The following is a 22,671-nucleotide window of genomic DNA, read 5'->3' as shown; positions in this document are numbered from 1 at the left end:
GCAGCGTCCAATGGACGTTGCAAGGTTCAATGGGGCGCTGCCGTCCCGGGGATGCCGCCAGGTTCAAATGCGGTGCTGACGACCGGGGGATGCCTGAAGGCTCAAGGGCGACATGCCGTCTACGAAGTCACTGGCGCGATACAGTCCGATGTTCAATTTAGTTCAGAACCGATACGGCCCCCTCCTCGCCCTCACTTTGTTCCATTATAATGGTAACGCTTTGAACCCCCGAATTCCCGAGCAGCCGGATACGCGCTCCGCGACCGTCATCCGGTCCGGGAGACGCTCCGTTGATTGTTGCCCGGCTTTTCGAGGCGGGCAGGCGATGCGGGTTCAGGACGCGGATCTCCGTCCGCGATCCGCCATGGCGGTAGGTGAGGCTTACGGAAGGCCAATCCGCCGGAAGGCATGGCTCGATGATCAGCTCATCTCCCTCGCGCCTCAGACCGAGAATCCATTCCAGGCCCGCCTGGTACATCCAGCCGGAGGCGCCCGTGTACCAGGTCCATCCCGCCTTGCCTCCGTAGATGTCCGTCGTATAGACATCCGCGGCCATGACGTAAGGCTCTCCGCCATATCTTCTGACATCGCCCGGCGACTTGGCATGGCTGACCGGATTCAAGAGCCGGAACAGGTCCGCCGCCTTGTCGCCTTGACCCAGCTTGGCCCACGCCACGATGCTCCAGATGACGCCATGCGTATACTGGGCGCCGTTCTCCCTAAGGCCCGGCGGATAGCCTTGAATATAGCCGGGGCTTGGATGCGTCTTGTCGAACGCGGGAGTAAGCAGGCGCGCAAGCATCAGATGGCGGTCGACAAGCTCGCGGTCGAACGACCGCATAGCCATGGCAGCGCGATCCGGCGGAGCTCCGCCGGAAATGACCGACCAGGACTGCGCGATCGCGTCGATGCGGCATTCGGCGCTGCGGCTGGAGCCCAGCCAGGCGCCCTCGTCGGTGCAGGCGCGCCGGAACCACTCGCCGTCCCAGGCATGCTCGTTGATCGCGCCTGCAATCCGGGTCCGCTCCTTGCGGTAATGGGCAGCGCGCAGCTCGTCCCCGCGGCGCTCGCAGACGGCGCTGAATTTCTCCAATACGACGCAAAGGAACCAGCCCAGCCATACGCTTTCGCCGCGGCCCTCGTCGCCGACCGAGTTCATGCCGTCGTTCCAGTCGCCGATTCCCATCAGCGGAATGCCGTGACGGCCGGAAGTGAGGCCTTTGTCGATGGCCCGGACGCAGTGCTCGTACAGCGTTCCCTCCCGGCCCGAAAGAACGGTCGCTTCGTACCTCTCATGCTCCTCGGGTCCGAGCGGGGAGCTTGCGATGAATGGCGCTTTGTCGTCGAAAACATCCCAGTCCCCCGTATGAACGGCATAACGCGCCGATGCGTATGGAAGCCAGAGCAGGTCGTCGGTATACCGTGTCCGGATTCCCTTATGCGTTTCTTCATGCCACCAATGCTGGACATCGCCCTCCTCATATTGGTGGGAAGCGTTCAGCAGCAGCTGCCGGCGCGTCAATTCCGGCATGGCATGGAGCAGCGACATCGAATCCTGGAGCTGGTCGCGGAAGCCGTATGCGCCTCCCGCCTGGAAGAACGCCGTACGCGCCCACACGCGGCAGCTGAGCGCCTGGTACAGAAGCCAGCCGTTCATCAGCAGGTTCATCTCCTTGTCCGGCGTCTCCACGACCGTCTGCTCCAGCTTCTCCTTCCAGAAGGCGGCTGAAGCCGGCTCCACGGCCGAGCAGCTGTCGGGACTGCGGTAGCGCTGCGCCAGCTCCAGCGCCTCCTGCCTGCTGGCGCCTGCTCCCAAGGAGAGATAGACAGTCCGCGTCTCTCCCGGCGCCAGCGTCAGGGCAAGCCGGACGGCTCCGCAGCTGTCGGCGAAAGCGCCGGTATCGCCGCTAAGAGCCGCGCTTCCCATTCCTGCCGGACAGTATACCGTATGGCCGCTGCCGATGAACTCCTTGCGATTGGCCGTGAAGCTGATGTCTTCATCGAGGTTTCCCGTCCGGTCAGAGCTGATCCTCAGGAAAGCCGACGCTTCCCGGAATGTATCCTGGTACGCGTTTCGCGCAAGCAGCGAGCCGGATTCCTCGTCCCATTCCGTGACGATATAGGAGGCCGAGGAATCCCGGCTCACTCCAAGCACCCAACTGCACATGCCGGTCACGGACAGCCGGCGGCTCCGATCGCTGTCATTGGTCAACCTGACTGCGGTCAGCTTGACGGAGTCGGAAGGATGGACAGAGACGGATATGGACTGGCTCAGCCCTTCCATCGCCGTCTCGAAACGGCTGTATCCGCGTCCGTGAGCGACACGGAATTCCCGCGTATCCGAGGGGGATGGAAATGCCGTCCAAAAACAGCCCGACTCCTCGTCGCGAACGTAGGCGAGCTCGCCCGGAGGATCAAGAACAGGATCGTTCGACCAAGGGGAAAGCTTGAATTCACGGCTGTTGCTCCACCAGGTATAGCCCGTCCCCCGTTCGGTCACGAGCGTTCCGAAGGAAGGGCCTGCGATGACGTTGCTCCACGGCACGGCCAGCGGCTCGCCCGGCTTGAGCCGGATGACGTACTCGCTGCCATCCGCGGAAAAACCTCCCCAGCCGTTGAAAAATTGAAGCTCTCCGGCTTCCGGAGCCAGCGGGAGCGCCGTCACGCAGGCCTTTCTCCGCGTCTGCAGCGAAGCCTCGTCCCAGCCTCCCGCACCGGCTTCCTTCACCTCGCTGTCTGTCTCGCCGGCTTGAACCCCATCATCGCCGGCGGTCCGCTGCGGACGGCTGCGCAGCTGGGCTCCGATGCTCGGTCCCCCCGCATCAAGAGCGACCCGAGAGGAAGCGACCAGCAGGTCGAGGCTCTCCCCGGAGAGCTTGGCCGCATCCAGCGGATACAAGCCGCCCCCTACGGAATAAGGAGGATAGGACACCGCGGCCTGCACGGATGCCGAGAGGGCATGGTGGAGCTCCTGCTGGTAGCCTTCGCTGCTCTCGTTCAGCAGCACCAGATCGCTTGCGATGCCTAGTCGCCGCAAGTATCCGTGACCGTCAATGATTCGATTCGCAAATCCAAGCTGCGACAGATCTCCGATACGGAGCAGCATAATGGGAAGATCTCCGGATATGCCCATGCTCCATAATCCCGGCTGGCCGGACTTGTTGCGCCGGATGGCTTCAGCCCGCTCGCGTCCAAGAGGCGGGACATAGAGCAGCCTGGCCGCCAAAGTCTGCATCGCCGCCGCATCCGCAGGCTGCAGCCTGTGCTGCCGCAGCGAAATTCCCGCAAGCGTCCAGGCCAGGTCGGCCGCCTTGTCCATGCGCGGGATGCCGCGCAGCTCGCGCACCATCTGCAGCGCCTCGCCGCGCGAGCCGGACATGCCGCTCACAGCCTGAAGCACAGCCTGCTCTCCCGGCTGAAGCGTCAGCTTGCGGCGCAGCACAAACGCGGGATCCAGCACAGCTCCTGTCGTTCCGCTGAGCCGTTCTCCGGCGCTCCGCGGAGCGGCGAGAGAATGGCCGCGGCCGATGAACTTCGCCCGGTCCGTCTCATATTCAAGCGGAGCCGACTGGTCTCCATCGACAATCAAGGCATGGACGCCCCAAACCTGCTTCTCTTCGGGCGAGCGGGGCCGCCGGAAGGCGAGCAGCGCGCCGGTATCGCCGTCATAGGATGTTTGGACGAACAGCTTGCTGAATGCGGGATGAGCGTCGTCGACGGCCGGAGGAGCAAGCGCCAGCTCCAGGTAGGTCGTGATTTCGAGCAGCCGCGGCTCCCGGCTTTCATTCACCAGCCGGATCAGCCGGATCTCCGCCGGGTGCTCGGGAGCGGCGAATACCTCCATGACGGCGGCGACACCGCCTTCCTTGCGGGAAAACACCGCCTTATCCAAGCCGAAGCTGGCGGAGGCTCCTTCCCCTTCGGAGCCGACGGGATAGAAAGAAGGCGACCAGAACAGTCCGCCTGTAAGATCCCGGATATATACGGCCGGTCCGTGCGATTCCGTGAGAGCATCTTCGCGCCAGCGGGTCATGTTCACGCCGCCGCTGCGGATGAAGCCGCTGCCTGCCGCCGTCACGATCGTCGTGAAGGAGCCGTTGGACAGCACGTTCACCTCCGGCACGTCCGTGACCGGATGGCGGAATTCGCGGATGTAACGGCCGTCTTCCGCCGGCGCGCTGCGCGCCGACCCCGGCTTGAGCGCCTGAGGAGCGATGACGGCCGCCTTTTCCGGGATGCGTTCCTGCAGGATAAGCTCGGCCGCCTCAACGCGCGGATCGGCGTGGAATCGTTCGGTCATGGGACGCTCCAGCAGCAGGTTGCCGAGCGTAAGCAGGCTCATCCCCTGATGATGGGCCATGAAGCTGCGGACAACGCGGTGCTTGTCTCCTTCCGGCAATCGGGATGCAGTCATGTCCACCGCCTCGCAGAATCCGTATGGACCGACAGCTCCGATCTCCTCATAGCGCCGAAGATTGGCCATCCCGGCCTTGATGTCCCAAGGCAGCGCCATGATAGCCGCATACGGGGCCAGGACGAGCTCCTTTTCAAGTCCCCTCTGGAAGCCAAGCCCCGGCACTCCGAATGCTTTGTATTGGTAGTTCATGTCGTAATCGAAGGCGTAGTAGCCCGACTCCGAAATGCCGTATGGCACTCCGCGCTCGCGCGCATATTCCTTCTGCCTCGCGACTACGGCCTTGAATGTGCTGTCCCATATCGACCCGCGATAGGTTTTCATCAGCAAGGCGGGCATCAAGTATTCGAACATCGTGCCGGACCAGCTCAGCAGAGCCGGATTCCGTCCGATCCGGGTCAGTCCTCGGCCCAGCCTGAACCAATGCGATACGGGAAGCTGGCCGCTTGCGATCGCGAGGAAGCTCGCCTGTCTCGCTTCCGATGCCAGCAGATCGTAGAGGATGTCGTCCCGTCTGTTCTGATCGGCGTTGTATCCGAGCGACAGCAGCTGCGCCTCGCTGTCGTAGAGCGGCCGAAAGTCGGTCTCGGCCGCCATTTTCTCGAGCCTTTCAGCGAGCCGGACAGCCTTCTCCACAGATGCGGATATTCCGGACCCGGCCCTCGCTTCGGGCTCGGCTCCCGATTCCGATCCAACCCCCGGCTCAGACTCCAGCTTAAACGTAGAGCTTGAGTCGGAGAAAGGCATGGAGTCAGACGCAGCCGCGATATTCGCATGGAACCGAGCCCGCCCGTCCGGCCAATCTCCGCTCTCCCTATGCGCCCATTCCAGCACTCCTTGCCTGACCGCGATCAGGTAGGCGACGAGATTGCCGGAATCGACCGTCGATACATACCGGGGATAGAGCGGCTGCAGCGTGCCCGTGTCGTACCAGTTGAAGAAATGCCCATGCCACCGGTCCATCCTCTCCAGCGTGTCGACCGTCAGCGAGATCCGGTCCACCATCTGTTCGAAGGATATGAATCCGAAATCACGGGCCGTAACGGTGCAGGCGAGCAGCAGGCCGATGTTCGTCGGCGAGGTCCGCCTTGCCGCCCCTTTGTCCGGATCGAGCTGAACGTTGTCGGGCGGCAGCCAGTTGTCCTCCGCATTCGCATAATCGGCGTAGTAGGCCCAAATGTTCGCGGCCAGACTGCGCAGCTTGTCCCGGTCCGCATCCGACAGCCTCTCCTCCCGTACCGTCGGCGCGCCGTTCAGCCAGACGACCAGCAGCGGAGCAGCCAGCCAGGCCGCAGCGGCCAGAATGGCGGCAGCCTGCCATCCGGCCGCTGCGCCGGACAGCCAGCCGACAACGGGCAAAAGCAAGGCCAGCACGGTTCCCGGAACCCGGAACGCGATCAGCTTCCCGCCGCTGTTCCTGTCCGTCTCTGCCGCGCTCGTCCATTCCAGAAGCCTCTTGCGGGATACGTTCAGCCGGTAAAGGGTCCGCAAGACGGCATCGGCCATCATGGCCGCCTGATAGGACAGCAGCAGCACCGAAAGGCTGGCTTGCAGGACGGCGGCCTTCAGCTGTCCCGGATGGCGCACCAGGTAGCCCGGAGCGGCGAGAGCTTGAAGCAGCGGCAGGCAGGCCGTGAGAACAGCCGCTGCCAGCAGCGTCCATCTGGCTCCGGGAGGCAGCAGCAGCCCGATGACGAGAAGCAGGTAAAGCGCGGGCGGAAGCAGGCTCCGCCTGAGATTGTCGACGATCTGCCAGCGGGTGATCGCGCTGAGATCGACGGGCCGCGGCGTGCCGGAGCAGTCGCGCACCTTGGGCTTCAGCCAGCACAGCAGCTGCCAGTCTCCCCGGACCCAGCGATGCAGCCGCAGCTGCCAGGAGCGGAACGTCTTCGGATGCCCGTCGACAAGCTCGATGTCGGAAAGCAGGCCGCTCCGCAGAAATCCGCCTTCCAGCAGATCGTGGCTGAGAACGGCATTGTCCGGAATCCGGTCCGCCAGCAGCCGGCGGAACAGCCGCGCATCGAATATTCCTTTTCCCGTAAAAATGCCTTGGCCGACACCGTCCTGGTAAGGATCCGACACCGCGAACGCATACGGATCAATGCCGGGGTTGCCTGCCCAGAGCGCAGCGAGGCGGGAGCTGGCGGCGGATTCCCTGCTGATCGCGATCCGCGGCTGCAGCACCGCGTAGCCTTCCTCCACCCTCGTGCCCTTCTCATTGAGGCGCGGCCGATTGTACGGAAGATGCATCGTGCCGACCATCCGCTGCGCGCTTCCGATGGGAAGCTGCGTGTCGGCATCGAGCGTAATGACATAAGCGATCCGCGGAAATACGGAAGCATCGGATTCGCTCAGCGAGAATCCGGTCTGCCGATCGCCCTCCAGCAGCCTCGCGAACTCGACGACCTTGCCCCGCTTGCGCTCCCAGCCCATCCAGACGCCTTCCCGCTCGTTCCAGGTCCGCTTCCGCTGGAGCAGGTGGAACGTGCTCCCTTCCGCGCCATAGTGCCGGTTGAGCCTTCGGATTCCTTCCGCTCCGGCTTCCTCAAGCTCCTTGTCCAGCTCTGTATGCTCGCTCCCCGCATCGGGATAGTCGCCCAGCAAGGCAAAGTGGAAGCGCGCATCCCGGTTGGCCAGATAATGGAGCTCCAGCCGATGGACCAGCTCCTTCACCTCGGCGATGCTTGACCAGATGACCGGAACGACAATCATCGTATCCGCTCCCGGAGGAATTCCCGTCGAAAAATCGTATCGGAGCAGCGGCCTGGTCGGCATGACCTTTCCGATCAGCCCGTGCAGCAGGACGACAGCCCATTCCGAGGCCGGAAACGCAAGCAGCAAGGCGGCCGATACCCAGCCTCCGGCACGAAGTCCGCCTGCTTCCCCCGCCCAGATCGTAAGGACGGCGGCGGCAGCCGCGAACAGGACCGCCAGCAGCGCGAGGTATGTGCTTGTCCGATGCCGGAGCAAGCCGTTTTCAGGCAATCTCCGGGCTTTCGCTGTCCGGCACGCCTCCCTGCGCAGCAGCCGCCTGCCTTGAGGCTCGAGCAGATAATAAGCGGCGTACGCGGTCCGGGGGAGCAGGGGAAGCTCCACATAGGCTTTCTCCTCAGCCTTCTTGCGGAGTCCCGCCCTGCTGCCGAGACCCGGAGCATTTTTCCCCGATAAAGGAGCCGCGCCGCCTTCCAGGCCGCCCCTTCCCGGCTGTCCATCGCCGTCCGCTGCAGGCCATCCGGCTTTCCCGGCCTCCGCGTCCGCCAGCCGGACCGCGCAGGACGCGACCAGGCTCTCCGGCAGCCCCAGCCGCGCCGCGAGCCGCGCCGTGCCTGCCCGGAGCGTCGCCCTGCTCTGCGCATCCATAAGAGAATAAGTTCCCGCCGCTTCGCTTTTGAGCATCGCATCGGCCATGCTGAGATCTTCCAGCTCTTTCTCCCAGGAAGTCCGCTCGGCCGCTCTCAGGCTGCCGATCAGACGTCCGGCCTCGCTTTGATACCGGGCTTGAAGCCTCGCTTCGTAAGCGTTCAGCCTGGCCAGGCTTTCCGTTCCGTTGTCCAGGCGCAGCAGCAGCCAGCGCCTCACATCCTCGGAATCGTCCGCCCATTCCCGCAGCCTCGAGGTCAGATGGGCCACGACCGCTCCCGAGAGCATGATGTCCCTTCCAGCTCTGTCGAGCGCCTCCGCCAGAGGGAGCGCTTGCGGCCCTCTGCCGCCGGCCAGCGCCTGCTTCAGGATGCGTTCCGCGCCCATGCAGGCATCATGCCGCTGGCGCACCTCCCTGAACACTTCCGCAAGACGCCTGAAGAGGCATGTCTTCAGAGCGAGCGGCAGCGACCACGTCTCCGCGATCGTAAGCACGGCAACCTCCTGATAAGCCTGGATGAAGGCGACAAACGAATTCCGGTCGTAGCTTCCTCCCGAAGCGTCCAAATACCCGTCGCAGACGGCTTCCACCCGGGCATGGCCCGAGCGCCTCAAATAAGGAAGGCCGGCAAGTCCTCCGTGCCTCAGCTCCATCGAAGCATGATAGCCCTGCTCCTCGATGAATTCCGAATGGTCCAGCAGCCATTCGGCGGCAGGCTGCGAGCAGCCGCAGTCGTCCGCGCGCAGCTCCTCGGCGAATTCCTGCAGCTGCCTGAGCTGTGCGGCAAGCGCCTTCCTTTGCCGGGAGGCCTTTCTTCCTCTAGCCGTATCGTGAGTCAGGGCGAGCTGTCTAGCTGCCTGTATATAGGATTCCGTAGTCGTCATGAGTCCCCCTGGGTCGCTTAGCTTAGTCTGTCCGCGCCGGAGTACGCTCCGCTATGCGCTTATCCACCTCAACTAAATATTCCCAAAGGGGCCGTATTTTATGACCTTCTCCTCCGATTCCCCTGCGCCTGCCTTCTTCCCGGACCGCTGCAGCCCCATAAAAAAAGATCCGGCGGCTACCGGATCTCGGACGGGCTCCTGCCCGTGTACTGCTTGAACTGCCTGCTGAAGAAAAAGATGTCCCGGTAACCGAGCGCGTCTGCGACCTCCGTCACATTGAGCCCTCCGTGCATGAGCAGATGCTGGGCCCGCTCGATGCGCGTCCGGATCATGTACGTCTGGACCGGAGTTCCGATGATTTCCTTGAACTTGATCGAGAAATACCGCGGAGACAAGCCGGCTCGTCCGGCCAGATCCTCCACCCGATGGGAGATGCCCGGATTCTGGCGGATGTAGTTGGCGATTTCCTGGATCGCTTCCGTCAGCTGGTTGCTCGCCTTGCGCTCCAGGACCGGCTGCCTGTCCGCGCGCAGCAGGTGGATCATCATCTGCTTCAGGATGAGCTGCGCTTCTTCCTCCGCTGCAAAGGTCCTCACCAGGAAGAGGCGGACATAACGGGAGAGCATGTTCTCGAATTCCACCGTCTCCTCCAGCTCGCGGTAGCGTGCCGGAATATCGAGCGGTTCTCCTTCAATGGCAAAGTGGATATAAGTCAGCACAAGCGGCCGCTGCGGATTGTGGACGGCGCTGGTGTAGTCTCCGGGGCGGAACAGAAAGCAGCTTCCCGGTCCGACGGGATAGGGCTCTCCATTAAGCGTAAGCTCCCCTTCTCCGCTCCAGACATAAAACAGGTCGAAATTGGCCATCGGCTTCTCCCTGCGCGGCCACTTCCAGCCCGGCTCGCAGACGATCTTGGCGAATGACGGCAACAGCTTGAACGATGAGGGCGGTACTTGCAGCATTCGGCCTCGGATGCTCCTCTTCGGCGGGATTAGATTGAAGGAAAGACCGCCGCCATGGCGCGGATCAACCTAATCAGCCTTGTTTTTCGCCATCATACCCCAGCATCGAGGGGACGCGCAAGCTTCATAAAAAATGTCCGAACCCTCCCTCCGCCGCGCAAATAATGATATAATAGCACCCGAAGAAAGCATGCGCATGACCGGCATTCCACTCGCGGCCCTTCGGGACGGCAACAGGGACGGTCGCGCAGGCAGCGAGCAGTTGATGCATCAGCCCCGCCGGGACCCTCAAGCGGCCCGGACACATCGACCCCCGGAAGGACGGAATCGGAATCATGAATCCACTTGCCCAGCAGTTGAACACCGCGCTGGAAAAAGGCAATGCCCATGTGTACGCCATGTTGTCAGGCCTGGGACGCAAGCTTTATTTTCCGAAGGAAGGCATTCTCAGCCAGTCCGCCGAGGCCAAGGCCAAAGCCACGAAGTTCAACGCCACGATCGGAATCGCCACGGAAGGCGGAGCTCCGATGCACCTGAAGGCTATCCAGGAAACGCTGTCGGCCTATGAGCCGAAGGATCTGTACGAATACGCTCCTCCTGCCGGCAAGCCGGAGCTGCGGGCCGCATGGCGCGAGAAGATGATCAAGGACAATCCGTCCCTCGCCTCCAAGCCGTTCGGCAATCCCGTCGCGACCAACGCTCTCACTCATGGCCTGAGCATCGTGGCCGATCTGTTCGCCGATGCCGGGGACGCGGTCATCATACCGGATAAAAACTGGGAGAACTACGAGCTCACCTTCGGCATCCGCCGCGGAGCCGAAATCGTGGAATACCCGCTCTACACCGCCGAAGGACGCTTCAATGCCGACGGCCTGCGCGAGGCGCTGCTCGCCCAGCGGGACAAAGGCAAGGCGATCGTCATCCTGAACTTCCCGAACAATCCGACCGGCTACACTCCCGGCCCGGATGAATGCCGGGAAATCGTCGCCGCCCTCAAGGCGGCCGCCGACGAAGGCATCCTCGTCGTTGCCGTCACGGACGACGCCTACTTCGGCCTGTTCTTCGAGGATTCCGTCCATGAATCGCTGTTCGGCAGCCTCGCCGGAATCCATGAGCGCATCCTGCCCGTCAAGGTGGACGGCGCCACCAAGGAAGAATACGTCTGGGGATTCCGGGTGGGCTTCATCACCTACGCCTCGGATTCCCCCGAGGTTCTGGCCGCGCTGGAGCAGAAGACGATGGGCATCATCCGCGCGACGATCTCCAGCGGCCCGCATCCGTCGCAGACCTTTGTGCTCCGTGCTCTGCGCTCCCCTGATTTCGAAGCCCAGAGAGCGGAGAAATACGCCATTATGAAGGGACGCGCCAACCGCGTCAAGCAGCTGCTGGACAGCGGCCGCTACGACGGCGACTGGACGTATTATCCGTTCAATTCCGGCTATTTCATGTGCCTGCGCCTCATCGGCGTCGGTGCGGAAGAGGTGCGCCAGCGTCTCCTGGACGAATACGGAGTCGGCACGATCGCTCTCGGAGAGACCGATCTGAGGGTTGCATTCAGCTGCACCGAGGAGTCCAGCCTTGAGGAGCTGTTCAACCTGATTCATCAGGCGGTACGCGACTTGAAGACGAACGGATTCCAATAAGAAACAGGCATGCCAAGCCATCTCGAGATGGTCCGGCATGCCTGTTTTTTTTTTGTAGTTCCCGGCATGATCGCGGCGAGCCTTCCGCGAGACGAAAAAGCCGCATTCCGGATGGACGGAATGCGGCTGGAGGTCAATCGTCGCCATCGTCTGCAAGCACACGCTTCGTCAGCCGGCGGGGACGCAGCAGCAGGATGTACCCGGCCCCGGCAGCGGCGGCCGCTGCTGCGGCCAGCGGCTTGCCCTGCAGCAGCAGAGGCAGGCTGCCGGCGAGCCAGAGCAGCAGCAGGATGATCAGCAGCGCGAGCCTGTCCACTTGGATAAGCGAGTGCAGACGCTGCTTCTCCGGCAGAGGATACACATGGCGCCATACCGTGTATTGATGCCACGAACCGAGAGAAGAGGTCTGAAGGCCGGCGATCAGCAGGAACAGCAGCTGCGCGGCAGCCGTTCCCCAGCCACCTAGCCAGGCGGCTTCGCCAAGCCAGTAGCAGCACAGCATGCCGAGCAGCGTCAGGCGCAGCAGCATGCCACCGAGCTCCGTGCGGGCCATGCTGAGACTGTACAAGTACGTATAGGTGCTCTGTCTGCGCAGCGGCACGAGCTTGGACAGCCAGCTCAGATAAGGCCGGGAGCTGACCGCCGAGCCGAGCGCAGGCACATCCGTGAACCAGCCGAAAAACCGGTAATAGCGGATCATCGTCCGGCCTTCCTCGCGAATCAGCGTTTCCCATGGGAATCTCTGGCGGGCCGCCAGCCGAGAAGCCGCCCACCAGAGAGCTCCGGAGACAGCCGTGAAGGCCGCGGCCTTCCAAGGAAGGAAGGCGAGCCAGGCGGCGGCCGCCCAAGCGGTCAGAAACCAGCGCAGCAGCCGCAGCGCCCAGCGGGCCGACGGCCAGGCCGCCTGCCTTTCCCGCCAGGCAGACAGGCTGTTGGCCGCCTTCATGACCAGCACGGCGGCAAGCGTGATCCAAAGATCGGGCTTCCAGGCGTCGGCCGATTCGGCCGCCCCTGTCCGCACCGGCCAGAACAGCAGCAGGACAATGCCGGCAAGCGCAAGCCCTCCCGGAAGATTATGGCGGAACGATCTCCGGATATAAGCGTCCATATGCGCTTCCCTAGGCATGAGAAAGACGATATCGGCAGGCTGCAGCCAAGTCCGCAAAGGGCTCCAGGCGACAACCGGCGTCAGCAGCACAGCGCCTGCGGCGACGGCGGGAAAGTCGGCCGGCACCTGCTTGATGAATTCCGTATAGTAGACGGCGCTTACGATGAGGAGAAGGAAAAGGACGAGCGGAACGCCGCTCCGGAGCATATAGCCGACATAGGGCATGGAGTTGCGGTAAAAGGCGGAAGCCCTCTTTTTCCAGATCGCTTCAAGCGTTTCGCCCATCGGCGTCACTCTCCTCCACGATGCCGTAGAAGATGCTCTCCAGCGATTGTCCTTCGGCTCCGCGCGAGCTTCTGACCTGCGCCAGCGTCCCGAGCTCCTTGACCCGCCCTTGGTGCAGGATCATGAAGCGGTCGCAGTAAGCCTCGACCGTCGAGAGGATATGCGTGCTCATGAGGATGGCCGCTCCGCGCTCCCTCTCTTCCACAAGCCGCTCCAGCAGCGAGCGGATGCCGAGCGGATCGAGGCCGAGAAACGGCTCGTCGATGATGTACAGATCCGGCCGGGCCAGCAGAGCGTTCATGAGCATGACCTTCTGCTTCATTCCTTTCGACAGATGCGCAGCCCGCGAGCCGCGCTTGGGACCCATTCGGAATTCCGCGATCAGCTTCTCCGATCTTTCCCGGTAATCCTCCTCCTGCAAGCCGTAAGCCATCGCCGTCATCCGCAGATGCTCTTCCACAGTGAGCTCCTCGAAAAGCACCGGCGATTCCGGTACATAGGCGAATGCTCCCCGATAGCGTTCCGGCTGCTCCTCCAGCTTGACGCCGCGGATCCGGACCTCTCCCTGCTGCGGCGCCATCAAGCCCAGAATATGCTTGACTGCCGTGCTTTTGCCGGCTCCGTTGAGGCCGATCAGCCCCATCATCTCCCCTCGCCTGACCGTAAAATCCAGATCATGCAAGACCGGCCTGCGCGGACTGTAGCCTCCTACAAGATGACTGACCTGCAGCACATTTTCCTCTGCGAATGCTTCTGCCACTATCGTTTCCTCCCGTGCCTGCAGAATGTGCAGGAACAGGCTTCCGCATCCTACGCTGCGAAAGCCTGTCTGCCTGAAAGCTGGAAATCCCGGCTTGCAACGCCGGAGTCGTTATTGATCGGGCTGGTCCCGCTTGGCTTTCAGCCATTTCGGGGCCCCTTTGTTCTTGTCCGCCTTGGCTTTCCGCGCCTTGGCTGCCGGCCCCGAAGATGCCGCCGCCTTCGGCTTGACGCCTCCCGCGGCAGGCTGCGCCTCGCGCCTGCGGTCCGACTCTGCCGGCTCTCCGCCGGCAGAATCCGGCGCCTTGCTCCGGCTGCCCGCTGCCCGGACTCCGGAGACGGCAGCCTTGGCGGCTGATGCCGGCTTTTGCCCTGCAGTGAAGCCCCGTGCGGATCCCGCCTCTTGTACGGGGCGGGACTGCAGCGGAGTAGATTGCTCCTGAGCGGGAGGAGACTCCAGCGGAGCACGCCGCTTCTGGCCGGAACCGGATCCCGACAGCTGATCCAGCAGCGGCGTCCGCGACGGTGTCGTGCCGGCCCTCTGCGATGAAGCCGCAGCTCCTCTCGACGGTGTCGTGCCGGCCTTCTGCGATGGAGCCGCACCTTCTCTCGCAGGAGACGGCCTGCGGCGGACATCCGCCGGATCGACCAGCTTGCCCTTGTACATGGCCAGCTCCGGAATATCGACATCCAGCTTGCGCTTGTACTTGTCGATCAGATAACGTTCGCCCGGCGCCGCGATCGTGAACACCCGGCCTTCCCGGCCCATCCGGCCCGTACGGCCGGAGCGGTGGACATACTGATCCGCGTCTGCAGGAGGCTCGAGATTGATGACGAGCGGAAGTCCGGGAATATCAAGCCCCCTCGCCGCGACATCCGTGGCCAGCAGCAGCTGGCAGCGCCCTTCGCGGAATCTCGCCAGCGTAGCGGCGCGGCGCTGCTTGTTGGCATCGCCGTACAGCGTCTCGACATTGAAGCCTTCATAGGACAGCTTGGCCTCATAGTTGGCGATCTGGTCCGTATCGTTGATGAACAGCAGCGCCGAGGCGGGGTTGAGCAGCCGGATGAGCTTGCGGGCCGTATCCAGGCGGTCGCGCCATTCGCAGCCGATGAACGCATGCTCGATCGTGCCGGATACGCGCTGGGCAGGCTCGATGTCGACGCGCTCCGGATTTTTCATCCACCGCTTCTCCAGCGTCTTCAGAACCTGCGGATAGGTGGCGGAGAAGAAAGCGACCTGTTTGTCTTTGGGCGCCGCCCACAAAATGGTCTCCACCTCGCTCGTCGAACCGAGCCCGAAAACCTGGTCCGCCTCGTCGACGATGATCGTCCGGGTTTCGGACATCTTGAGCTTTCTCAGCTTCAGCAGCTCATGGATGCGCCCAGGCGTTCCGATGACAAGCTGCGGATTCAGCTTCAGCTTCTCGATCTGCCTTTTGACCGCGGCTCCCCCGATCAGCTGCTGCACGCGGACTCCATAGGCCTCGCCGTACATTTCCGCCACACGCACGATCTGCATCGCAAGCTCCTGGGTAGGGGAAAGGATGACGGCCTGCACCGACTTGCTCGCCGAATCGATCCGCTGCAGCAGCGGCAGCATGTAGGCGAGAGTTTTGCCCGTTCCCGTCTGCGATCCGGCCGACACATCCCTGCCTTCCAGCAGGAGAGGGATGGCCTTCGCCTGTATAGGGGTCGGCTCCCCGATGCCGTTCTCCGCCAGCTTGCCGGCTGCGGCTTCTTCAATTCCAAGCTGCTTCCAAGTATCCAATGACATCTTGTCTAGTTCTCCTTGTTCGCACCGCCTCCCCTTGCTCAGGCGAAGGCGGATGCATTATTTCTTGTTCAGCATCGGTCCGGCGATCCGGTCAGCCAATCTCGGAAACAGCCGGTACAGCCTCGCTCCGGCGGCAGCAAGCCAAGGCAGATCAAGCTCCGCACGCGGCTTCTCGACCAGATGCACAATGCGGTCCGCAACCTTCTCCGGCTTCAGCATGAGCCAGCTTACGTTCTTGACATAAGAACCGTCGGGATCGGCCTGATCGAAGAAAGGCGTATCGATGGGACCGGGATTGACGGCGGACACGAAAATGCCCCGACCTCTTACCTCCTGCCGCAAAGCATCCGTCAAGCCGACGACCGCGTGCTTGCTGGCCGAATAACCGCTTGATTTCGGCGTCGCGAGCTTGCCGGCCAGCGAAGCGATATTGATGATATGTCCGCTTCGATTGTCCAGCATGGAGGGAAGAACGGCCTTGGTGCATCTCACGAGGCCCATATAATTCGTATCCATCATGGATTCAAATTCCTGAACGGTACTGTCGGCAAAAGTCTTGAATAGACCGAAGCCGGCATTGTTGATCAGCACGTCGATTCGGCCGAACTCTCGGAGCACGCTGTCCATCACGGCCTGGACCGCCTCGTTGTCCGTCACGTCCAGCCGCCTGCTGCCGCAGCGGCCCGAAATGGATGCAGCCGCCGCAGCAAGCCTTTGTTCGCTGCGTCCGCAAAGCACCGGAATGGCGCCTTTGGCGGCGAGCCTGCGGGCGATCAGCACCCCGATGCCGCTGGTCGCTCCTGTAACCACGATTACTTTGTCGCGAATCATTGTTATCACCTGCTACAAGTGTACTTTATAAGCGATATGATAGCAAAGCCGGGCGGCTTGCTCCCATCTCGAAGAAGGCATCCGCCCGCTCTCTAGATCCGGTCTCGTCCCCGACCGCTGAAGCCACAAAAAAAAGCTCCCTGGGGAGCTTCCTTTGGCCTGGAAAAAGCTGTTGCTGCGCTTTCGTCCTTAGCCCTATGTTCCGCCCATAGCAAAAAAAACGGCGCAGCCGGCAGGCTTATGTTACGATGCAAGTAATACCTGGATGTCCAGTTGGCCGATTCCTTCGAGAATCAGAGGCACGGACAGCGCCTGGCGCCTATCCAGGAAATCAAGCTCCGCTCCCTGCAGCAGCGCCGGAGGCGTAATATCCACATGAACTCCCTGGCTGGACAGCTTCGTGCTGGCATTGCCGCTGATCATATTGCTCAGTTCCGATATGGCGCTGCGGCCGATCTCGTCCAGCGCGTCGACCTGGAAACCGCCCATCATCGCCGAAACGATGTTCAAGGCATCCACCTCGCTCATGCCGAACATGATATCTCCGCTCACTTGACCGATCAATTGAATTCGAATCCATAAAAAATCGTTGGCGCCGCTCAGCACCTTCAGGCCGATTGGCCCAGGCATAGGTTTGATCTGGACGACCTGTTCCAATACCATGACTGCGGACTCCAGGAACGGATTGATAAATTCGGCTCTCATCGGCACTTAAGCTCCTTATAGACCAAGTTTCACGTCAACCTTATATTGGTAGCAATTATACTAAATTAACTAGTGCAAGTATACCAATATAACCATTAACGCTACTAAAGACCTATAACGTCAAGGTGAGCTTGGTTCTAATTTTGGAAAGGCGGAGGATGACTCATGCCTGGTATATGGACCCATATCCGGTTCGGCCGATTGGTGCTTGAGACGTCCGGGGAGCAGCGCCTGCTGTCTTCGCCGGAGCTGGAAAGAGGCTTCATCCTGGGATGCCTGGGCCCGGATTTTCTTTATTGCCACCGGCTGATGCCATGGCCGAGACGATCTCTCATGCACGTGCTGGCCGACCGGCTTCATCGGCAGAATCCCCTGCCCGTGCTGCTGGATCTGCTCGACGGAGTCTCCGGACGTTCTCTCGATGGCCCGGAGACAGACGAAGCCGTCGTCTACACGCTCGGTTTCATCCTCCATCTGCTCCTTGATGCCGGCATGAAGCCCGACGGCAGTCTCTCTCCCAACGGATATGAAGCCATCAGACGCCGCTTGAACGTGGATGACCAGTCGCTGGATATGCATGCAAGCCCAGAGTCCGATGCCAGGCTCGACGCATGGATGCTTCAGGCCGCCGCCGGTCCTCTGCCGGACGCTGTAATCGAAAATTATGAGTGCATGATCGCCGTCCATCATGCGGATCTTGCTCCTTACGTCAAAAAGGATGACTGGAACAAGAGCATGCGAGGCATGCTGGCCGTCTTGAGGCATCTGCAGGATCCCCGGGGTCTCAAAAGCATGATCGCCTCGCGCTTCCTCGCCCCTGAAGCCTACTCCAGAGTCCGGAGAGACGGGCTGAAATCCTTGCATTCAGCCGGTTCATCGACTCCGCATTCCGTCGCAATGTCTGGACAGGCATGGGAAGCTTATCTTGACCTTGTGGTTCCAGCCTCTAGCCTGCTTGCCATCGTCGTCCGCTGGCTGAGAGCTTCCGCCATCCGCGACGAAGCGGCGCTATCCATTGGGGCCAGACAATCGGCCGCGGCCGCTGAGGATTTCGGCTGGCGCGAGGCGGAGCTGCGCGCCGCTCTCGTGCGCCGCATGGAGGAATGGTTCCGTGCCCCGCCCGGCCCTCTCTGAATCGGGCTTGGACAACTCCAGGCGTCCTTTTGCTGCCATGAAGGCATCAGCATGACGCCATGCGTCTGCGTTACATCGCTTCGAGGCCGCCGGCTTCGCCGGCGGCGCTGCGGCGAAACCGCATCCGCACCAGGCGAAGCCGGTCATAGATCAGGTCGACCTTGGCGGAGGGTGCCGGCTCCGTGCCATAAACCTTTTGGAGGATCGGCTTCAGGTACTTGTCCCCTTCCTCCTTCAGCGCTTCCCAAATGCGCTGCTGCTCCTCCTGCGATATTCCTTCCAGCTCCTTGGCGATCAAGGGCTCCAGATCATAGCCTTCCTGATCCAGCTGCTCGATCCTTTCCATGAGCTCTCTTCTCTGCAGGCCGGTATCCGCCAGCAGCTGCTCCAATGACCGCTCCTGATTGATTCCTTCCAGAATGAGACGGCTCGACTGCTGCCTGTCCATCTTGTTCTTGAATTTGGTTTCCTTCTGCTTGTAGAGCCACTGGATATAGGCTTTCGGCTCAAGAGCCTCGCTCACCCAGCTTAGCGGGAACGCCCTTGCTTGCTTGCGAGCTCCCGTAAGCTCCAGCACCTCCATTCCATATTCGCGGCTTTTGCCCGGTCCCCATCCCGGAATCTGGGCAAGCTCCTCGAGAGTATGCGGGACATAGGAGCTGATCATGAGCAAGGTGCGGTTCGTCGCCACCAGATAAGCCGATTTCTTCTCGGAGGAAGCCTTGATCCGCCTCCAGTCGCGAAGCGCCTCGAACAGCTCGTGATCGGCATGAAGCTCTCCGTAGCATTGCTGCATGGAAATGACGCCTCCCTTGCCGGCCGGCCGCTCGTCCAGCATGCCGTCGATGAGCGGCGTGAATCCCTCGCCCATCTGCACCGCGACCCCATGCCGGAAAGCGGTGATCATCTCCTCCCAGGAGCTTCCCTCATACCATAGGGAAGAGGGCTCCGCGCTGCCGTGCCGGGCTCCGTTCCATACGACGGACCATGTTCCCTGCTGCTCGCAGATGGACAGCTGGGCGTTGTCGATTCTCCCGTCTCCAAGCGGTTTTTCGAATGAATTCAAAAAGACGATCTGCATTATTCGCGCACCTCCGATTATGGTCCAGATCAAGACTCCTATCGTCTGCAAACGCAAAAAAGCACCTCTCCCGCCCGCAAATGCAGGCAAGAGAGGTGCTTCCTCCCGGTCGTTCGGTTCTTGTTCTGGTACATTCATCCTATCATACGGCCCGGCACCTGTGCAACGCCTTCTTTATCCTCCTTGCAGGCGGCGGCCGCTCAACATCCATGCTATACTGGATCGGACCCGCCTTACATCGGACAAGAAGGAGGTACGAATCCACTTGCAGCTGAAAGATTATGATTTCATGTCCGATTCGACCGAGCAAACCTCGACTCGTTTCGTCACCTTCATTACGCCGGGCCTCAAGCGCTTCGACCTGGCCGTCACGACGACCAACCGCTTCTACGGCAAAAAGCTCGTCACCGATCTGCAGAGCGGCAAGACAGCCATCATCGGCCAGGACGATCTGGAGGAGGAAGGCTATCTGGAGCATACGTTCAAGCTGGACGAGGAAGAAGCGTCCGAGCTTGGCGGTTTCCTGTCGCTTGTCGTCGGCGAAGTGAATTTCACCGACTGATTGGGAAAAGCTAGTACAGCTGCCTTCACGCAGGGGAGCATGATCCCCCGGCAGCAGAGAGGGGCTGTACGAAGGATGGACAACGACATTCGGCGCGGCGACACCGACTTCGCGACAGAAGAATCGCGTCGGGAGAAATATACCGATTTATCTACGGTGGAGTCGCAGCGCAACGACCTTACGTTCGAGGAGTTTCCGGAAGGCCCTTACGGAGCTGTCCTCCATGAAGAGGAGCCGGTAAAAAGCACCCCTTGGCGGCCGGAGCAGAGGCAGCCGAATCGATTCGGCTATGAGAACCGCGCCCTGCACGGCAGCAAGGAACGTGAATATCCCGGAGACGACCGCAGCGGAGCCGACAGCCGGGCTGTCCAGGAGGACAAGTAACCGGAACTCATTGATAAGGCTCGGAAATCCTCGTCCGCCTGCCGATTTCCTATCGGCTCATCGTTCTCCGGCTAGGCGAAGCCGCGCAGGCGGCTGCCGGAAGACTGAGGGAAGCTTGCACGCAGCTTCCGGATCGCAGCCGAGCTTCGCAGCAAGAGCGCGCAAGAAGCCGCCCTCCTGTTCAAGGAAGGCGGCTTCTTTTTTCATGATTTCCTGCTTGGCTTGATCCGATTCAAGCGTACTCCATGCAGCCGCAGAGCCCGCGAGCTTCCGCTTGCCCGCCCGTCTAGACTACCCAGCCGAGCAAAGTCAGCAGAATACCTACCAGGAAACCGCAGACCGCCCCGTTGACCCGGATCCACTGCAAATCGCTTCCCACCTTGGATTCCAGAAGCTCGACCAGCGCCTTGTTGTCCAGGCTGTTCAGGTTTTCCCGGACAAGCAATCCGAGCCGGTAATGGTTGGCCTCGATCGTGCTCACCAGGACGGCCGACAAGCGCTCCTCCCAGCTGCGGACCAGCTCTTCCTCGCGTTTAAGCCGCTCGTTCGCAACGTGGGCGATGCGGACGAGGCTTCGACCGCCTTCTTCCTTGTCCCTTTGCAGCCATTGCAGCACAAAAGCCTTCAGCTCGGACAGGCGGGCGACAAAAAACGCCTCCGCTTCTTCCGAATCGACCTTGCCTTCGAGCCAGCCCTTGACTGCCGCGAGCTTCTCCTCATCCTCCGCAATTCCGATTACGCGCGAGCGGAATTCCAGCAGCAGGTTGTCGCGCTGCCTGCTTCCCGGGGTGCCGAGATCCTTGATGCCGGACAGCAGCATATGCTGAAGCATCGCACCCATTTTCTCCTCGTTCATGAAGCCCGCGAACGCTTGGACGGCAAAGCCCATGAAACCGCCCACCTGCAGCTCCTGCAGCTTCTTCTGAGCGATCTCTCCCAGCATCTTGCCGGTAGACGGCTTGGCCACCCAGTCGACGGCCTGGTCGAGCGCATAGTCCAGCGCCTTCTCGTCGAGTCCGTCGCGGATGATCGCAGATGCCGCTCCTTCCACCGCCGGGCGAAGGTCCACGCCTCTCGCATAGCCGGCCAGCCCGCTGCGCACAGACGCTGACAGCCGTTCCAGCGGCAGCCGCTCCACAACGGCCATCGCGGCGCCGATCACCGCTTCCCGGTTGGACCTCTTGGCCAGCTGCTTGACGATGAACCGGCCCGCTCCCCCGATGAGATTGAGCCGGCGAAGCCGCGCGCTGATGCTTTCCTTGTTGAGCAGCTCGTTTTCCAGCGCCGATACGAGAGCGTTGACCATTTTGTCCTTGTTGCGGATGATGAGGTTCGTATGCGGAATCCGCAGCCCCAGAGGATGGCGGAACAGGGCCGTCACCGCGAACCAGTCCGCGATTCCCCCGACAAGCCCCGCTTCAAAGCCGCCTTGAAGCAGCGACAGCGCGTTGTGCTGCTCGCTGGTAAAGATCGTCGTCAATATAAAGCCGCCCGCCATGACGGCGAGGGACGTGCCGGCGGCATACTTCGTTTTCATGCCTGTTCCTCCGATCGACAATAAACGTTCTCCTTGATTATAAACAATTCGGGCTGTAATCAAAATCTCGCCGAGGTCAGGGCAAAAAAAAGACTGCCTGGCGGCAGCCTCTTCTTTTCCGGGTTACTCGTTGCTTTCTCGGCCCTTTCCAATTGCAATCCAGTTGATGCTGCCGGCCGGCACCGGACCTATGCGGGTACGGACGATCGTAAGGACGGCGCGTTCCCGCTCCTTGGCCTTGATCGCCGCATAGCAGTACGGATGGTCCGCGTTCGCGGCAATGGCATAGGAGGCATCCTCGAACGGCTCGCTGAAGGCCACTTCCAGTTCAAGCTGATCGTCCCGGTCGTTGAAAGCGAAGGGCGTCAGGCCGAATTGCTGGTTGAAATCGCTGCTTTTGCGTGATGGAGCCGGTTCCGGAATCGGCACAGCCGGATGCGACAGCTGACGGAGGACTTCTGCGGCAAGATGCGCTATCGTCACGCTGCCTGCGGCCAGCTGCTGACTTCCCACGCTCGACTCCGCGATGTGCTCGCTTTTCACGCTTCCTTCTGCCAAATGCGAGCTCGTTACGCTCTCCTCAGCCAGTTGGACGGAGTTCACGCTGCCAGGCGACAATTGACGGCCGGTTATGCTTTGCTCCTGGACTAAACTTCCATTTAGGCTCGAAAAGGCAAAATGCTTGCTCGTCACACTGCCTGCCGCCAGCTGCTCGCCGCCTACACTGCCTGAGGCCAAATGCGAGCTGGTCACGCTTTTATCCGCCAGTTGAATGGCGGTCACACTGCCAGGCGCCAACAGGCCGCTTGTTATGCTTTGTTCTGCGAGCAAAAGGCCGGTTAGGCTCGATGGCGCAATATGCTCGCCGGTTATGCTGGCCGCAGCAATATGCTCGCTTCCTACGCTTGACGGCAAAATATGATCTCCGCTCACACTGCCGGCAGCCAAATGCGCGCTCGTCACGCTCTCTTCCGCCAGCTGGACCGAGTTCACGCTGTTCGGAGCCAAGTGGCGGCCGGCAACGCTTTGTTCCAAGAGCAGGCTGCCCGATAGGCTCGAAGGCGCGATATGCTCCGACGTCACGCTGCCTGCGGCCAGTTGACGGCTTCCCACGCTCGATTCCGCGAGATGCTCGCCCTTCACGCTTCCTTCGGCCAGTTGACGGCTTCCTACGCTCGAAGCCGCGATATGCTCGCTCTTCACGCTGCCTTCGGCGAGCTGCTGACTTCCCACGCTCGACTCGGCGA

14 protein-coding genes are annotated in these 22,671 nt (G+C 61.6%); 4 read left to right on the top strand and 10 right to left on the bottom strand.

Annotated elements, in window-relative coordinates; genetic code table 11:
- Window positions 1–157: 157 nt before the first annotated feature.
- Window positions 158–8,659, bottom strand: a complete 8,502-nt coding sequence (locus tag PHU01S_RS10485; RefSeq protein WP_127507529.1) for a glycoside hydrolase family 94 protein — start codon at window positions 8,657–8,659, stop codon at window positions 158–160.
- A gap of 176 nt (window positions 8,660–8,835) precedes the next feature.
- The gene (locus PHU01S_RS10480; RefSeq protein ID WP_048746969.1) at window positions 8,836–9,621 is read right to left on the bottom strand and encodes an AraC family transcriptional regulator; all 786 of its coding nucleotides are present in this window, start codon (window positions 9,619–9,621) and stop codon (window positions 8,836–8,838) included.
- Between the two features lie 335 nt (window positions 9,622–9,956).
- On the opposite strand from PHU01S_RS10480, the gene PHU01S_RS10475 reads away from it, so the two are divergent.
- Window positions 9,957–11,264, top strand: a complete 1,308-nt coding sequence (locus tag PHU01S_RS10475) for an aminotransferase class I/II-fold pyridoxal phosphate-dependent enzyme (protein WP_048746971.1) — start codon at window positions 9,957–9,959, stop codon at window positions 11,262–11,264.
- A 133-nt stretch (window positions 11,265–11,397) separates the two neighbouring features.
- Here PHU01S_RS10475 and PHU01S_RS10470 read toward each other — a convergent pair whose 3' ends face one another.
- From PHU01S_RS10470 to PHU01S_RS10450, 5 genes are all read right to left on the bottom strand, one after another.
- Complete coding sequence (locus PHU01S_RS10470) at window positions 11,398–12,657, bottom strand: ABC transporter permease (RefSeq protein ID WP_127507527.1); 1,260 nt, start codon at window positions 12,655–12,657, stop codon at window positions 11,398–11,400.
- Window positions 12,641–13,417 carry an ABC transporter ATP-binding protein gene (locus PHU01S_RS10465; RefSeq protein WP_048749286.1) on the bottom strand — a complete coding sequence of 259 codons (777 nt, stop codon included), beginning with the start codon at window positions 13,415–13,417 and terminating at the stop codon, window positions 12,641–12,643. Before PHU01S_RS10465 ends, PHU01S_RS10470 begins: the two co-directional genes overlap by 17 nt.
- Window positions 13,418–13,528: 111 nt before the next feature.
- Entirely contained in the window at window positions 13,529–15,190 is a 1,662-nt protein-coding gene (locus PHU01S_RS10460; protein ID WP_127507525.1) for a DEAD/DEAH box helicase, read from the bottom strand.
- Window positions 15,191–15,247: 57 nt separating this feature from the next.
- Window positions 15,248–16,021, bottom strand: coding sequence for an SDR family NAD(P)-dependent oxidoreductase (locus tag PHU01S_RS10455; protein ID WP_049869417.1), 774 nt, complete (start codon window positions 16,019–16,021; stop codon window positions 15,248–15,250).
- A 243-nt stretch (window positions 16,022–16,264) separates the two neighbouring features.
- Window positions 16,265–16,726, bottom strand: coding sequence for a chemotaxis protein CheX (locus PHU01S_RS10450; RefSeq protein WP_048749281.1), 462 nt, complete (start codon window positions 16,724–16,726; stop codon window positions 16,265–16,267).
- A gap of 165 nt (window positions 16,727–16,891) precedes the next feature.
- On the opposite strand from PHU01S_RS10450, the gene PHU01S_RS10445 reads away from it, so the two are divergent.
- Window positions 16,892–17,860 (top strand): hypothetical protein, encoded by a 969-nt coding sequence (locus PHU01S_RS10445; protein WP_021880879.1) that lies wholly within the window; start codon window positions 16,892–16,894, stop codon window positions 17,858–17,860.
- Window positions 17,861–17,930: 70 nt separating this feature from the next.
- Here PHU01S_RS10445 and PHU01S_RS10440 read toward each other — a convergent pair whose 3' ends face one another.
- Complete coding sequence (locus tag PHU01S_RS10440) at window positions 17,931–18,926, bottom strand: HRDC domain-containing protein (RefSeq protein ID WP_246029203.1); 996 nt, start codon at window positions 18,924–18,926, stop codon at window positions 17,931–17,933.
- Window positions 18,927–19,230: 304 nt separating this feature from the next.
- Here PHU01S_RS10440 and PHU01S_RS10435 point away from each other — a divergent pair, with 304 nt between their 5' ends.
- Both PHU01S_RS10435 and PHU01S_RS10430 read left to right on the top strand, forming a co-directional pair.
- A complete protein-coding gene (locus PHU01S_RS10435) occupies window positions 19,231–19,503 on the top strand; it encodes a DUF3055 domain-containing protein (RefSeq protein ID WP_174806355.1) in 273 nt (90 codons plus the stop codon).
- Between the two features lie 75 nt (window positions 19,504–19,578).
- The gene (locus PHU01S_RS10430; protein ID WP_048749280.1) at window positions 19,579–19,887 is read left to right on the top strand and encodes a hypothetical protein; all 309 of its coding nucleotides are present in this window, start codon (window positions 19,579–19,581) and stop codon (window positions 19,885–19,887) included.
- Window positions 19,888–20,173: 286 nt separating this feature from the next.
- Here the strand turns inward: PHU01S_RS10430 and PHU01S_RS10425 are convergent, their stop codons facing one another.
- On the bottom strand, window positions 20,174–21,424 hold the full coding sequence (locus PHU01S_RS10425; RefSeq protein ID WP_069202657.1) for a DUF445 domain-containing protein: 1,251 nt from the start codon (window positions 21,422–21,424) through the stop codon (window positions 20,174–20,176).
- A 123-nt stretch (window positions 21,425–21,547) separates the two neighbouring features.
- The coding region (locus tag PHU01S_RS10420; protein ID WP_127507523.1) for a WIAG-tail domain at window positions 21,548–22,671 on the bottom strand (1,124 nt) is incomplete at its 5' end.

This window comes from Paenibacillus humicus NBRC 102415 (genome assembly GCF_004000905.1).
In the GTDB taxonomy this organism is placed as follows: Bacteria; Bacillota; Bacilli; order Paenibacillales; family Paenibacillaceae; genus Paenibacillus_O; species Paenibacillus_O humicus.
The sequence above is the reverse complement of the archived record's forward strand: the minus strand, read 5'-3'. Positions and strand labels throughout refer to the sequence as shown.